Raw genomic sequence first — 13925 nt, 5'->3', positions numbered from 1 at the left:
ATCCAGCAGCGCCGTGTCTACGGCGCGGAAGGCTCTTTTAGATGAGTCCTTTCAGCCCGCGGACGCGGACTGGCTGGATGCCGGATCGGGTCCGGCATGACGGAAGGTTGAGGACGCCGCGTCTTAACTCCCCCACATCACGCCGCGCCGGCTCACCCCGGCGCGGTTTTCTTATGCGGAAAAGATTTCCGCGCGACGACGGGCGCGTTAAGGTCAATCCAACCTCCCTTGAGAATCGGATACCGCTCATGACGCCTGCCAACGACACCGTGCTTTCCCGCCTGCTGCGCTATGTCGTGGTCGATACGCAATCGGACCCGAGCTCCTCCGCCCAGCCTTCGACGGAAAAGCAGAAGGACCTCGCCCGCATTCTCGTCTCGGAACTGCTCGAGATGGGCCTGTCGGACGCGCATATGGACGAGCATGGCAATGTCTATGCGACCCTGCCGTCCAACACGCATAAGGACGTCCCCGTCATCTGCTTCTGCTCGCATGTCGATACCGCCCCCGATTTCACCGGCACAGGCGTCAAGCCGCAGGTGGTGAAGAACTATGACGGCGGCGACATCGTGCTTCCGGGCGACAGGGACCGGGTCATCCGCCCCTCCGAACATCCCGAACTCGCAAACCTCATCGGCAATGACATCGTCACCTCCGACGGCACGACGCTTCTGGGCGCCGACGACAAGGCCGGTGTTGCCGAGATCATGACGGCCGCCGCCTGGTTCGTCGATCACCCCGAGGTGAAGCATGGCACGGTGAAGCTTCTCTTCACCACCGACGAGGAGATCGGTCGGGGCGCCGACAAGGTGAACCTCGAAAAGCTCGGCGCACGCTTTGCCTATACGATGGATGGCTCGACCGCCGGCGATATCGAGAACGAGACCTTCTCCGCCGATGGCGTGGAGATCGAGATTGCCGGCGTCGCCATGCATCCGGGCTTTGCCAAGGACCGCATGGAAAACGCCATCAAGATCGCTTCGGAGATCGTCGCCCGCCTGCCGAAATCGCTTTCGCCGGAACGCACAGACGACCGCAAGGGCTTCATCCACCCGGTCTCGCTGGAAGGCTCGATGGAAAAGGCCACGATCGGCCTCATCATCCGCGATTTCGTTGATGAAGGACTGAAGGAAAAGGAAACGCTGCTGGAGGGGATCGTCGGCACCGTGATGGCCGACTATCCAGGATCGACCTATTCGTTCAAGGTCCGCCAGCAATATCGCAACATGAAGGTCGTGCTCGATCGCACGCCGGAGGTCGTCCACTATGCAGTCGAGGCCGTGCGCCGCGCCGGCATGGCGCCGAAGCTCGGCAGCATTCGCGGCGGCACGGATGGCGCCCGCCTGTCCTTCATGGGCCTGCCCTGCCCCAATATCTTCACCGGCGGACATGCCTATCACTCGCCCCTCGAATGGGTGAGCGTTCAGGACATGGAAAAGGCCGTGAAGACGATCGTCGAACTGGTCAAGATCTGGGAAGAACGCCAGAGCTGAAAAGGACGCCCGGGAGCAGGCTTAGCGGTCGCGCTCCCGACCCGTCGCGGCCATCGAGACGGCCGTGTTGTCGTTTCGCTTCAGCCACTGCTCGAAGGACTTGCTCCAGGTGATGCTCGCCGTCCCCGGACGGCCCATGGCAAAGCCGTGGCCGCCTGTCGGCAGACGCACGAAATCGACAGGAACCTTGGCGCGCTTGCAGGCGGCGTCCATGATCTCGCTATGGGCAACATTGGCGATCGGATCGTCGGCGGCATGGACGAGAAACACCGGCGGCATGCGCGTGTTGACACCCGTCTGCACGGACCATTGCGCCTCTGTCGCCACCGTGCCGCGACCGACCATCTGCCGATGCGTGGAGGTCTTGGTGAAGGGCGGCTCCAGCGACACGACGGGATAGACCAGCGCGACCCAGTCCGGTCGCGCTGAGAACGTATCGATCTTGTCGATCGGCTCGTAATAGGTTTCGGCAAAACGGGTGGCGACGAGGCCAGCCAGATGCCCGCCGGCCGAAAAGCCGAGCACACCGACGCGGCCTTTGTCGATGCCATAGGAGGCGGCATTCGCACGGATCAGGCGGATCGCGCGCTGCGCGTCCTCGATCGCCACTTTCGGTCCATCGCCCCAGCTCTCGCCGGGCAGACGATAGGTCAGGACAAAAGCGGTAAAGCCGCGGTCGTTCAGCCACTTTGCAGCCGAATAGCCCTCGCCCTGCGCCGATATGGATCGATATCCGCCCCCGGGAATGATCAGCACGGCGCCGCCATTCTGCTTTTCCGGTTTGAAGACGCTGATATCGGGGGAGGAAATCTGGCTGAGGGCGCCCCACGGCGTCGACTTGAGCGGACCCTTCGGTCCGCCACCGCCCGGTGCAGCCTCGGGCCAGAGCAGAACTTGTTCGGGTGATTGAGGCATGACATCTCGCGCTTCGACCGTGCTGACAGTCAAAGCCAGAAATGCAGCAGCAATCAGATATTTGCGGAGGATCATCCAGTCTCCGATAACACGAAGGCTTCTTGCGCCCCGAACCACATGGGCTCCTGCTCAGACAACATTTTCTTGTGTCATTCGCCACTTAGGCTCTCATTGAGCAAGGTCGCGGTCAAATGCAAGTGAATTGTTCGAATCGAATGATTTATGTTTCGTTAATGCGGGAAGATATGGCGTTTCCAGCACGTTTCGGCTAACCCCTGCCGTCGTATCATCCCCTCGCCGCCGAACATCAGGAATCCATTGTCCATGTCCTTGCGTCTCTCCCCCGCCCTTGTCCGTGCAGCGCTCGGCGTTTCGCTGCTCTTCTCTGCTCACGCCGCCCTCGCCGACCGCGCGCATCTGATGCTCGACGCAGAGACCGGCAAGGTGCTGGAGGCAGAAAACCCCGATCAGCAGAATTTCCCCGCCTCGCTGACCAAGATGATGACCCTCTATCTCACCTTCGACGCGCTGCACAAAGGCTCGCTGAAATGGGAAGACAAGCTCGTTCTCTCCGCCAATGCGGAAAGCAAGGACCCTTTCAAATACGCACTCGGCGCCGGCAAGACGATCACCGTCAAGGAAGCCGTGCTCGGCATGATCGTGCTGTCCGCGAATGACGCCGCCGTCGCCGTGGCCGAGCATTTCTCGGGTTCCGAAGCCGATTTCGGCAAGGTCATGACGCAGAAGGCCCATGCGCTCGGCATGACCAACACGGTCTTCACCAACCCGGCCGGCCTGCCCGACCCGGTGCAGGTCTCGACCGCCAAGGACATGGCAACGCTGGGTCTGGCGCTGATGCGCGACTTCCCGGAAGAGTTCAAGCTCTTCTCCACCCGCAAGTTCGTCTTCCGCGGCATGAAGCTGCATGGCCATAACCGCATGATGGCGAGCTACCAGGGCGTGGACGGCATCAAGACCGGCTATACGCAGGCCGCCGGCTACAATCTGGTGACCTCCGCCTCCAGGAACGGCAAGCGCGTCATCGGCGTCGTCATCGGCGCCAAGTCCGCTGGCGAACGAGACCAGCAGATGACCGACATGCTCAACAAACATCTGGGCGGCGAGACCAAATCCGCCAAGAGATAAAGCCACGAAGACGAGGACGACACATGCCCACAATGACAGTGACCTATGCCGTTCTCGTCGCCGCCATCTTCTTTGAAGTGATCGGCACGACGCTTCTCAAGCAGGCCGAACAGTTTACGAAGCTTTGGCCGACCGTCTTCTCCATGGCTGCCTATGGCGTCGCCTTCTATCTGCTCTCGATCGTGCTCAAGACCATGCCGGTCGGCATCGCCTATGCGATCTGGAGCGGACTGGGCATCGTCTTCGTTTCGATCATCGGCGTCACCGTCTTCCGCCAGAGCCTTGACTGGCCCGCGATTGCCGGCCTTTTGCTGATCATCATCGGCATTGTCATCGTCAATCTGTTCTCGTCGTCCGTCGGACATTAGGCGCTGACGTCACACAACAGGACAGAGGCGTCCAGGAAAAACGGTTGCGTTTTCAGCCGATTCCTTTATGAAATGCGCATCGAACTTTGCTAGCGACTTCTGGTCGGCGCTTAACCGGCCTCTGTTTTCCCTTCAAAATCGATCCACCGGCGTGGGAGGTTTTCCACGCCAAGTCCACACAACGATTTGAAAGGAAATCGTCATGGCATCAGGCACCGTAAAGTGGTTCAACAGCACCAAGGGCTTCGGCTTCATCCAGCCGGACGACGGCTCCACGGACGTTTTCGTACACATCTCGGCCGTTGAACGCGCCGGCATGGGCACGCTCTCCGAAGGCCAGAAGATCCGTTACGAAGTCCTCCAGGACCGCCGTTCGGGCAAGAGCGCCGCAGGCAACCTGCAGGCTGGCTGATAAGCCGCTCTTCTGAACTGAATAACGAAAAGGCCGGGCGTTTGTCCGGCCTTTTTGATTCTGCAGTTTGAATGAGACGCCCGGCTTCCGCGTGAAGCGCCGTGACTACTCCGCCGCCTGCGCCAAATCCGCCGCATCCGGATCGCCCGGTGCCGTCTCGCAGTCGAGATCGGGAAAGGCGGCGATACGCCCGCCGCCATGGGCCGTGTGAACGACAATCAGTCCCTGCTCCTCGAAATAGCTCAGGAACCGCCGCGCACGCCGCGCCGAATGCGTACCATAGACCCGCGCAATCGAGGCATCCGGCGGGCAGGCCTCGCCGCAGATCGCAGCCTTGGCCAGCAGCAGGAACACGCCCTGAAGATCGTCGGTGACACGACGCGCCAGCTCGAGCGCACTCGCCCATTGTTCGGACCCCGCCGTCTCCTCGTCCACGCCGGAGCGCACGACGGCAAGTCTTCGCCGGAACTCGGCGAGCGGCAGCGGCGGCCCCTGAATGCGGCGAATGCGGGCGCGCACGAGGAAGTCCTGATAAAGCTCGGCATCCGGCCGAAAGGTGGCGCCGGGCTGCGACAGAACTTCCGAGAGCGCCTGATCGAGCTTGTCTTCGCGCTCGGACGGATCGAGGTCGAACGAGGCCTGGCGCGGCTGCGGCTCGGATGCGGCAGGCTCGGCACGGGCAAGTTCGGCCAGAATATCGGTGGCGGGCTTCGGCGTCGGCGGCGTGCGGCGCACGACAGGGCGCGTCAGTTCATCCTCGGTCGGCGTCAGGATCAGATCCTCGACATCGACTTCGGGCGCCTGGCCCGGCAGCGGCATCAGTTTCGGGCTCCCCGAGCGCGCCGAGGTCTCGACATGCCCGATCGTGACATTCAGCGGTCGCCGCGACAGGGCAGGTCCGAGCGCCACGAAGGCGCCGCGCGACAGGTCGCGGAACATTTCCGCCTGCCGCCGCTCCATGCCGAGAAGATCGGCCGCACGCGCCATGTCGATATCGAGAAAGGTACGCCCCATCAGGAAGTTGGAGGCTTCAGCGGCGACGTTCTTGGCAAGCTTCGCCAGACGCTGCGTGGCGATGACGCCGGCGAGACCGCGCTTTCGGCCACGGCACATGAGGTTGGTCATCGCGCCGAGCGACAGCTTGCGCGCCTCGTCCGACACTTCGCCGCCGACGGCGGGCGCAAACATCTGCGCTTCGTCCACCACGACCAGAACCGGATACCAGTAGTCGCGATCCGCATCGAAAAGCCCGTTGAGGAACCAGCCGGCCGCCCGCATCTGGTTCTCGACATCGAGCCCTTCGAGCGACAGCACGCAGGAAACGCGATGCTGACGCACGCGCGTCGCGATCCCCACCAGCTCGCCCTCCGTGCGCTCGCCATCGACGACCACATGGCCATATTTGTCGGCCAGCGTCACGAAGTCGCCTTCGGGGTCGATGATAACCTGCTGAACCCATTGCGAGGACTGTTCGAGAAGGCGGCGCAACAGATGCGACTTGCCGGAGCCGGAATTGCCCTGCACCAGAAGGCGCGTCGCCAGCAGTTCCTCGATATCGAGCATGGCTTTCTGCCCGCCCGAAACCGTCCCCATATCGATGCCGACCTTCAAATGCGCACGTCCTGAACTGATTGGATGCTGAGGGAGACTCGGGATAGCCCTGCCCCGAACTCGCCTTTTAGCAAAGGTGCGGTCATTTGGGCAGCTTGAATGCCGAAAACCACAGATGATTGCAGAGCATGGCATCCTGCCATAATCTGTCAGCACATCATGTCAATAAAACCCGCTTGAGGGAACCCATGTCGCGCTCAGCCAGATTGCTAGATCTCATCCAGATCCTGCGCCGCCACCGCCAGCCGGTGAGCGGGGACAATCTCGCGCGCGAACTCGGCATTTCCATCCGCACGCTCTATCGCGACATCGCCACGCTCCAGGCACAAGGCGCTGACATCACCGGCGAGCCTGGCATCGGCTATATCCTGAAGCCCGGCTTCATGCTGCCGCCGCTGATGTTTTCCGAGGATGAACTGGAAGCGCTGGTGCTCGGCTCGCGCTGGGTGTCGAAACGCGCCGGCGGGCCGCTCGGCAAGGCGGCGGAAAATGCGCTGGCCAAGATCGCAAGCGTTCTTCCGAAGGACCTGCGCGAGCAGCTGGATGCGACGAACCTGCTGGTCGGCCCCGGCGATCCGGTTGTCGCCGGCGACACGCATCTCTCCGCCATTCGCCTTGCCATCCGCAAGGAGCGCAAGCTTTCCATCGCCTATGAGGACGAGGCCGGCCGCACCAGCGAGCGCACCATCTGGCCCTTCGCGCTCGGCTTTTTCGACCGCGCCCGCGTCGTCATCACCTGGTGCGAGCTGCGCAACGATTTCCGCCATTTCCGCGCCGACCGCATCGTCCGGCTGGATGAGACCGATATGCGCTATCCCCGTCGCAAGGCGGTCCTTCTAAAGGAATGGCGCGAGCTGGATCGCGCCAAGGTCAAGAACTGATACTGCCATTTTTTGGCAGTATCAGATTCTATAACGCTCCTGTCCTCAACGACAAACGACAGGAGATGAACATGAAACCTTCCAACTTCGTCCTCTTCTATGTGAAGAGCCCCGCCGAAAGCGCCGCCTTCTATGAAAAGCTGACCGGCCACAAGCCCGTTGAGCAATCGCCCGGCTTTGCCATGTTCGTCATGCCCGGCGGCTTCAAGCTCGGCCTGTGGCTCGACAGCGAGATCGACCCGCCCGCCAATGGCAGGATCGGCGGCGCGGAAATCATGTTCGATTGCGATACGGACGCTGACGTCGACGCGGCACATGCCGATTGGGCCGCCAAGGGTGCAGCGATCCTCCAGAAGCCGACCATGATGGATTTCGGCTACACCTTCACCGCCGCCGACCCGGACGGCCATCGCCTGCGCGTCTATCGCCGCGCCGATGAACCGGTCTGAGGCTCGCCCCATGACAAGCACCATGTCGAGATACTGGATCGGCATAGCCTCGGCGGACCATGTCCGCCGCGGTGTCAGCGAAGGCTTCATGCAGGTCTGCCACGGCAAGGGCGGCCCGCTGAAACGCACCGCACCCGGCGACTTCATCGCCTATTATTCGCCAAGCCGCGTCATGGGCGTGAAGGACGGCCTGCAGGCCTTCACCGCCTGCGGTCGTTTGAGCGAGCGTGAGCCCTACCAGTTCGACATGGGCGGCGGCTTTGTCCCCTTCCGCCGCGATGTCGAATGGATCGCTTCCGGCGAGGCCAAGATCCTGCCCATGCTGCAGATGCTGAGCTTCACCGCCGGCAAGGCGAACTGGGGAGCGCCCTTCCGCTACGGCCTCTTTTCGATCCCGGCGGCGGATTTCGCCCTCATCGAAAACGCCCTTCGGCCATCATCTGGCGTGGCCGCCGCTTGAAATCGGCGCATGCGATGTTACTTTCATAGGATTGAAGCGGAACATCGCATGCGTCACCTGTCGCGCCTTTTCCTGATCCTGTGCCTTCTGGCCGGCCTCGCCGCCGCGCCGGCCGCATCCTTTGCGGCCCCGGCGGGCCATGATCAGGCCGCGATGATGGCGGACGGAATGAACATGCACGCACATCATGGGATGCAGACGGAGAAATCCCACGCACCCGCAACCGACCATCACGGCAAGCACGACGCCGCCTGCGCGGCCTGGTGCGCCGGCGTCTTCCTCACGGCCCTGCCCCGTCCTGCCGCACTCTTCACGGCGTCGCCAACCTTGCAAATCCACCCGGCCCGCGCCGAACCGCTGACCGGCCTCGTGCCCGCGCCGCCGCTCCAGCCGCCGAAACACACGCTTTCCTGATGTCACCGCCCCGCGACTTGCGGAGCAAACGACCACATCATGAAAGCCAAACCCATGAACAGAAGAGATTTTCTGAAAACGGCAAGCCTTGCCGTCGGCGGCCTTGCGGCGAGCCAGTTCGTCCCCCGGATCGGTCGCGCAGCGCCCGCCCCGCGCCAGCTCACCATCGACACGCGCATACTTGAGGTCAACGGCAAGCCCGCGACCGTCTATGGCCTCACCGAAAACGGCAAGCCCGGCCTCACCTTTGCCCCCGGCGAACGCTTTTCCGTCTCCTTGAACAACAGGCTCAAGGAAGACACCATCATCCATTGGCACGGTCTCACCCCGCCCTGGGAACAGGATGGCGTGGCCGACAATCCGCTGCCGATGCTGAAAGGCGGCGAGACCCGTCCTTATGATTTCGCGCTCGAAGAGACCGGCACATTCTGGATGCATGCCCATACGCTTCAGGAACAGAACCTGCTGGCAGCCCCGCTGATCGTTCATTCGAAGGAAGACGCAGCGGCTGACCGTCAGGAGGTCGTCATCCTGCTCCACGACTTCTCCTTCAAGCCGGCGGAAGAGCTTCTTTCCACGCTGACCGGCGGCAAGGGCGGCCATATGATGCATGGCGCCCACCAGATGGATCATGGCAGCATGGGCAAGATGTCGATGCAGCACGACATGACATCCATGGGCTCCGGCCACGACATGTCCGCCATGGGCGGCATGGGCGCGATGGACCTCAATGACATCGAGTATGACGCCTATCTCGCCAATGACCGCACGCTCGACGATCCGGAGATCGTTACCGTCGAGAAAGGCGGTCGCATCCGTCTGCGCATCATCAACGGCGCAGCCTCCACCGCCTTTCATCTGACAACGGGCAAGCTTGCCGCCCGGCTCGTCGCCGTCGACGGCCACGCCATTGTGCCGATGACGGCGGAGACGGTGCCGATCAGCATGGGCCAGCGCATCGATCTCGACGTGGAAATCCCGAAGGACGACGGAGCGTTTCCGATCCTGGCGCTGCGCGAAGGCACCGGCGATAGAACCGGGATCGTGCTTGCCACGCCCGGCGCGAAGATCGACCGCCTCGCGGCGAAGATCGGGACCAAGACCCAGCCGCTCGATCTGACGCTCGAAAGCGCGCTGCGCTCCACTGCGCCGCTTGCAAACCGCCCCGCCGACAAGGCGCTGATGGCGCACCTGTCGGGCGACATGGCGAGCTATCAATGGGCGCTGGCGGGGCTGGAAGACCTGAAGCTGAAAAGCGGCGAACGGGTCGAGATCGCCATGATGAACATGTCGATGATGGCCCATCCCATGCATCTGCACGGCCATGCCTTCCAGGTCGTCGCCATCGATGGCCAGCGGATGGCGGGCGCGGTGCGTGACACCGTCCTCGTGCCGCCGATGAAGACCGTCACCATCGCCTTCGATGCCGGCAAGCCGGGCCATTGGCCCTTCCATTGCCACCATCTCTACCACATGGTGACAGGCATGATGACGCATATCGAGGTGGCGTGACCGCAAAGGCGATAGCGGACCAACCATCCGCTTCGCTTCCGCCACAAGGACCGGCTTTCCAATGCAGGATTGCAAGCGCCGTCCTTTCGATCGGCGCTTGCGACGCGCGCGCGTACGCGGCATTCGCGCGCAGCGTTGCTCCATGGACATCGCACAGCTTACTCCCTATGTTGCGCGCCTGCTCGCGCTTTTGCGGTGGAGCAGGACTTTTATGAAAAGAGAATTGTAGTCCGATGGACCGGGAAAAAGTGACCAAATCCGAACCGGTGAAAATGCAGCGTTGGCTGGGTGCGACAAAGGCCTCGGGCGCGGCGATCGTGGAACCGGTGTCGATCGCGCGTTGGCTGCTGATCATGGTGATCGGGCTAGGGATCTATTTCTTTTATGGATTTACGGTTCCCATACTCGGGGCGCTGGTGATCGGATTTGCAAGCTGGCCGCTTTTCGCGATGCTCAAGGCACGCGTCAACGGTCGCCGCACCGTTGCCGCAAGCCTCGCCGTGCTGCTAATCCTCATATTCGTCATCGTCCCGGTCTTTCTGGCCTCAAGCTATACGCTGAGGGAAGTCGGGCGCTGGCTTAAGCTCGCCGCTGAAGCAAACAGAAGCGGTGCGAAGACGCCCGCGTGGGTGACCAACCTGCCGTTCATCGGTGATTGGGCGAATGAAGAATGGACCCGCCTTTTTGCCCATCCAGGCGGCATCGGCGAACTGATCCAGCTCGTGACCGGCAGCAACATCGGCGCCATCTATCATGTGGCCCTCATGACCGGCGCCGGCATTTTCAACTTCCTGCTCACCCTGCTTTTCATGATGATCGTTCTGTTCTGCATCTATCGTGACGGGGCCGGCTTCGCGCTACAGATCGACAAGCTGGGAGAACGGGTCCTGCCGAAGCGCTGGGAGCGCTTTTCGCGCATCGTGCCGCAAACCGTCAGCGCGACGGTAACCGGCATGACCCTGATTGCCGTTGGCGAAGGGGTCGTGCTCGGCGTCGCCTACTGGCTTGCCGGTGCGCCCTCCCCGATCACGCTCGGGGTCCTGACGGGCATCATGGCGCTCATCCCCGGCGGCGCGCCCTTGTCCTTCACCCTCGTCTCGCTCTATCTCCTCGGCACAGGCTCACCGGTCGCAGCCGTTGCCCTTTTCACCTGGGGAACGACCGAGCTCTTCATCGTCGACAAGACACTCCGTCCGAGAATTGTCGGAGGTCCTATCAAGTTGCCGTTTCTACCGACGTTCTTCGGCCTGATCGGCGGCGTCAAGACTATGGGGCTTCTGGGTCTCTTCATCGGACCCGTTCTGATGGCCCTTCTCGTTGCCATATGGCGCGAGTGGCTGCGAGAACTCGATGCACGGGACGCAGACAACCAATAGAGCGTTCAGCAAACGCCGGAAACGGCGTGACCGCGCCTGAACCAACGCGTTCGAGGTCGAGGGTGGAAGCGGATCTCCTCCGCCTCCACCAATACAGTCAAAGCCGGCCATCCCAGCGATGAAGCCAGAGGATCTGCGGCTGAACCTCGATCACCGGCAGGCCGATATCCTGGCGGGTCCGGTTGTCGAGATAGGCCAGCTCGCGCCGCTCGCGGCGGCGCTTCCTTTCAGCCGCCATGAGTGCCCGCAGCGTCGTCCAGAAACCGAAACGCCGGCTGATCCTGTCCAAGGCAAGAGAAAGCTCTCCTGCGTCCTTGAGTTGCAATTCAAACATGATTGTCCGCCCCGGCGCTCGACGAGCCGCCAGGTCCTTTCGCGGTTGCGACGGGCGGAATCCGAACGCTATGGGACAAGCCCAGGGGCACGGAAAGACCGTCAGGTACTAATGATGATTTTGGAAGTTAAGCGTCTGCAGGGAAACGGTTTTCAGACGCCATCACACGTGATGGCGATAACCCACCGTGCCGGAAAGCACGCTCATCGGGCTGAAACCAAGCGGCAGACGCACTTTACGATAAGTCGTATTCATCTCGCGCCTCCAGAGGTTCGCGTTGCAGATGGTGAGACGATACACGAACTTTGACGGACGACAAGAGCGCAATTTGGGATTGCGGAAATCAGACACAGCCGTTGCAAATCCGCAACAGCGCATCCATCAGCCCAAGGCTTCAAGCCTTGCCAGCTTTTCCATATCCTTGGCGCGTCCAAACAGACGGCACATGTCCTTCAGGTCTGCGACAGCGGGAACGGGGATCACGCCACGCGACAGATGAACCAGCCGGCGGCTTGTCGGCCAGAAGACCTGCCAGCCGCCCTCGCCCGCCACCTCGAACCCACCCATGAACTCGGCCTCGCGCACCAGCAGCCGTTGGCGGAAAAACACCTTTGACCGGAATTTCGGATGCGCCGACAACGAGAGCGGGGCTGCGCCAAAGCGAAGGGCGAGAGCCTGCGCCGCTTCGGCGGAGAGAAGCACAGCGATATCGTTCGGTTCGATACCCGATGCGCCGGAAAGCAGGATCGCGGCACTGCCGATGACCCACCAGTGATCCTGAAAGTCTGCCATCAGGTGTGCAAGCCGTTCCAGATCAGCTGCGAAACCATCGGGAAAGGTTGGGGCCATGGGCGTCAAACCGTCAACCCGAACCCTTGCAGCAGCCGCCGCGTCGCAAAATCCGGCGGGCCAGCTGTGAAATGGGCGATGTCTGCCTCGCCGTCGGACTTGAGATGATTGGTCATCGGCACCAGTCGCCGCGCCTGCCGCGCGATCGCCTCGGCCGGATCGAGCCAGTCGACCGGCCAGGGCGCGAGCTTGCGGAAGATATTGGCAAGAAAGGGATAATGCGTGCAGGCGAGCACGACGATATCGGTCTTCTTCCCGTCCTTCTCGACAAAGCATCCCGAAATCTCGGACAGCACCGCCGCATCCTCCAGCTTGCCGCCGCGAATATAGGTCTCCGCCATGCCGGCCAGATTTTCAGACCCGACAAGGCGGACATGACACTGGCTGGCAAAAGACTGGATCAACTCGCGCGTATAGGCGCGCTTGACGGTGCCGGGCGTGGCCAGCACCGAGACGAGACCCGAACGCGTGCGCTCCGCCGCCGGCTTGATCGCCGGCACGGTGCCGACAAAAGTCATGTCGGGATAGGTCGCGCGCAGCGCGGAGCCTGCAATCGTGAACGCCGTGTTGCAGGCGATGATGCAGGTCACCGGCTTGAAGCGCGCGATCAGCTCTCCGAAAAGCGAAACGACGCGCTGCGTCAACTCGGCCTCACCCCAACGGCCATAGGGAAAGGCCGCATCGTCGGCGACATAGACGAAATTGCGCTCCGGCATCAGCACGCGCGCCTCGCGCAGCACGGTAAGCCCGCCGATACCGCTGTCGAACACGAGAACCGGCTGCATATCCATCGCCTTCACTCTTCCGTCTTGTCTGTCGTGTCTTCCGTATGCTTCACGCGGGCCGCGCGCGGCTTGACCTTCGGCTTGCGCGCCCGGTTGGCATCCGCAGATCCGCGCGGATTATCGCGCGTAAACTTGTCGAGACAGGAAATCACGCCGCGAAGAACCTGGATTTCCGACGCCGTAAAACCGGGCCGTGTGAGAACGGTGCGCAGGTTCTCCACCAATTTCGGCTTTTTGGCGACGGGCCGGAAATAGCCGCGCCCATCCAGCGCCTCCTCGACATGATCGAACAGGCCCTGCAGATCGGACTTCGTCGCCGGCGGCATGGGCTTCGCCTGGAACGGTGTGTCCTCCGGCGAGGCAAGCCCCGTCTTCAGCCATTCATAGGACATGAGCAGAACGGCCTGCGCGAGGTTCAACGAGGCAAAGGCGGGATTGACCGGAAAGGTCACGATCTCGTCGGCCAGTGCCACTTCCTCGTTCGTCAGCCCCGTCCGCTCGCGGCCGAACATGATGCCGACCTTCTCGCCCAGCGCGAAGCGGCTGCGCAGCGTGGCAGCCGCCACTTCCGGCCCGCGCACCGGCTTGAACCCGTCGCGGTCGCGCGCCGTGGTCGCATAGACGAAATTGATGTCGGCCAGCGCCTCTTCCAGCGAGGAGAAAATCTGCGCGCCGTCGATGACGTGATCGGCGCGCGAGGCAGCAGCCCGCGCACTCTCGGACGGCCAGCCGTCGCGCGGATTGACGATGCGAAGCTCCGCCAGGCCGAAATTCGCCATGGCCCGCGCCACCATCCCGATATTCTCGCCCAGTTGCGGGCTCACCAGAATGATCGCCGGTCCCTCCGCCAGAAGCGGACGCTCGCTGTTCGTGCCTGCCATAATGCCTTATCCGTTGAAAACGGAGCTTCCATAGTTCAG

General features: G+C 62.3%; 16 protein-coding genes. 10 read left to right on the top strand and 6 right to left on the bottom strand.

Features of this window, described 5'->3' with window-relative positions:
• Positions 1-248 precede the first annotated feature (248 nt).
• On the top strand, positions 249-1493 hold the full coding sequence (pepT, locus tag LQK84_RS09835; RefSeq protein WP_230828520.1) for a peptidase T: 1245 nt from the start codon (positions 249-251) through the stop codon (positions 1491-1493).
• A 21-nt stretch (positions 1494-1514) separates the two neighbouring features.
• Here the strand turns inward: pepT and LQK84_RS09830 are convergent, their stop codons facing one another.
• On the bottom strand, positions 1515-2483 hold the full coding sequence (locus LQK84_RS09830; protein WP_230828519.1) for an alpha/beta hydrolase: 969 nt from the start codon (positions 2481-2483) through the stop codon (positions 1515-1517).
• Positions 2484-2732: 249 nt separating this feature from the next.
• Between LQK84_RS09830 and LQK84_RS09825 the strand changes: the two genes are divergently transcribed.
• The 3 genes from LQK84_RS09825 (at position 2733) to LQK84_RS09815 (ending at position 4334) form a co-directional block, all read left to right on the top strand.
• On the top strand, positions 2733-3554 hold the full coding sequence (locus LQK84_RS09825; RefSeq protein ID WP_230828518.1) for a D-alanyl-D-alanine carboxypeptidase family protein: 822 nt from the start codon (positions 2733-2735) through the stop codon (positions 3552-3554).
• A gap of 23 nt (positions 3555-3577) precedes the next feature.
• Complete coding sequence (locus LQK84_RS09820) at positions 3578-3922, top strand: DMT family transporter (protein WP_230828517.1); 345 nt, start codon at positions 3578-3580, stop codon at positions 3920-3922.
• A 202-nt stretch (positions 3923-4124) separates the two neighbouring features.
• Entirely contained in the window at positions 4125-4334 is a 210-nt protein-coding gene (locus LQK84_RS09815; protein WP_230828516.1) for a cold-shock protein, read from the top strand.
• Positions 4335-4439: 105 nt separating this feature from the next.
• On the opposite strand, the gene LQK84_RS09810 is transcribed toward LQK84_RS09815, so the two are convergent.
• On the bottom strand, positions 4440-5945 hold the full coding sequence (locus LQK84_RS09810; protein WP_230828515.1) for an ATP-binding protein: 1506 nt from the start codon (positions 5943-5945) through the stop codon (positions 4440-4442).
• Positions 5946-6133: 188 nt separating this feature from the next.
• Between LQK84_RS09810 and LQK84_RS09805 the strand changes: the two genes are divergently transcribed.
• From LQK84_RS09805 to LQK84_RS09780, 6 genes are all read left to right on the top strand, one after another.
• Entirely contained in the window at positions 6134-6826 is a 693-nt protein-coding gene (locus LQK84_RS09805) for a helix-turn-helix transcriptional regulator (RefSeq protein ID WP_230828514.1), read from the top strand.
• Between the two features lie 71 nt (positions 6827-6897).
• Positions 6898-7275 carry a VOC family protein gene (locus LQK84_RS09800; RefSeq protein ID WP_230828513.1) on the top strand — a complete coding sequence of 126 codons (378 nt, stop codon included), beginning with the start codon at positions 6898-6900 and terminating at the stop codon, positions 7273-7275.
• Between the two features lie 10 nt (positions 7276-7285).
• Entirely contained in the window at positions 7286-7735 is a 450-nt protein-coding gene (locus tag LQK84_RS09795) for an EVE domain-containing protein (RefSeq protein WP_230828512.1), read from the top strand.
• A 48-nt stretch (positions 7736-7783) separates the two neighbouring features.
• Positions 7784-8149, top strand: a complete 366-nt coding sequence (locus tag LQK84_RS09790; protein ID WP_230828511.1) for a DUF2946 family protein — start codon at positions 7784-7786, stop codon at positions 8147-8149.
• A gap of 54 nt (positions 8150-8203) precedes the next feature.
• Positions 8204-9661, top strand: coding sequence for a multicopper oxidase family protein (locus LQK84_RS09785; protein WP_230828510.1), 1458 nt, complete (start codon positions 8204-8206; stop codon positions 9659-9661).
• 233 nt (positions 9662-9894) lie between these two features.
• A complete protein-coding gene (locus tag LQK84_RS09780; RefSeq protein WP_442966940.1) occupies positions 9895-11037 on the top strand; it encodes an AI-2E family transporter in 1143 nt (380 codons plus the stop codon).
• A 97-nt stretch (positions 11038-11134) separates the two neighbouring features.
• Here the strand turns inward: LQK84_RS09780 and LQK84_RS09775 are convergent, their stop codons facing one another.
• The 4 genes from LQK84_RS09775 to LQK84_RS09760 form a co-directional block, all read right to left on the bottom strand.
• Positions 11135-11371, bottom strand: a complete 237-nt coding sequence (locus tag LQK84_RS09775) for a DUF1127 domain-containing protein (RefSeq protein ID WP_230828509.1) — start codon at positions 11369-11371, stop codon at positions 11135-11137.
• Positions 11372-11752: 381 nt separating this feature from the next.
• The gene (locus LQK84_RS09770; protein WP_230828508.1) at positions 11753-12163 is read right to left on the bottom strand and encodes a hypothetical protein; all 411 of its coding nucleotides are present in this window, start codon (positions 12161-12163) and stop codon (positions 11753-11755) included.
• Between the two features lie 62 nt (positions 12164-12225).
• Positions 12226-13011, bottom strand: coding sequence for a glutamate racemase (murI, locus tag LQK84_RS09765; protein ID WP_269071936.1), 786 nt, complete (start codon positions 13009-13011; stop codon positions 12226-12228).
• Between the two features lie 5 nt (positions 13012-13016).
• The gene (locus tag LQK84_RS09760; protein WP_230828506.1) at positions 13017-13886 is read right to left on the bottom strand and encodes an RNA methyltransferase; all 870 of its coding nucleotides are present in this window, start codon (positions 13884-13886) and stop codon (positions 13017-13019) included.
• Between the last annotated feature and the right edge of the window lie 39 nt (positions 13887-13925).

Source organism: Rhizobium sp. C4 (assembly GCF_021026315.1).
Lineage (GTDB): Bacteria > Pseudomonadota > Alphaproteobacteria > Rhizobiales > Rhizobiaceae > Ensifer_A.
This window is presented reverse-complemented; position numbering and strand designations above follow the sequence as displayed.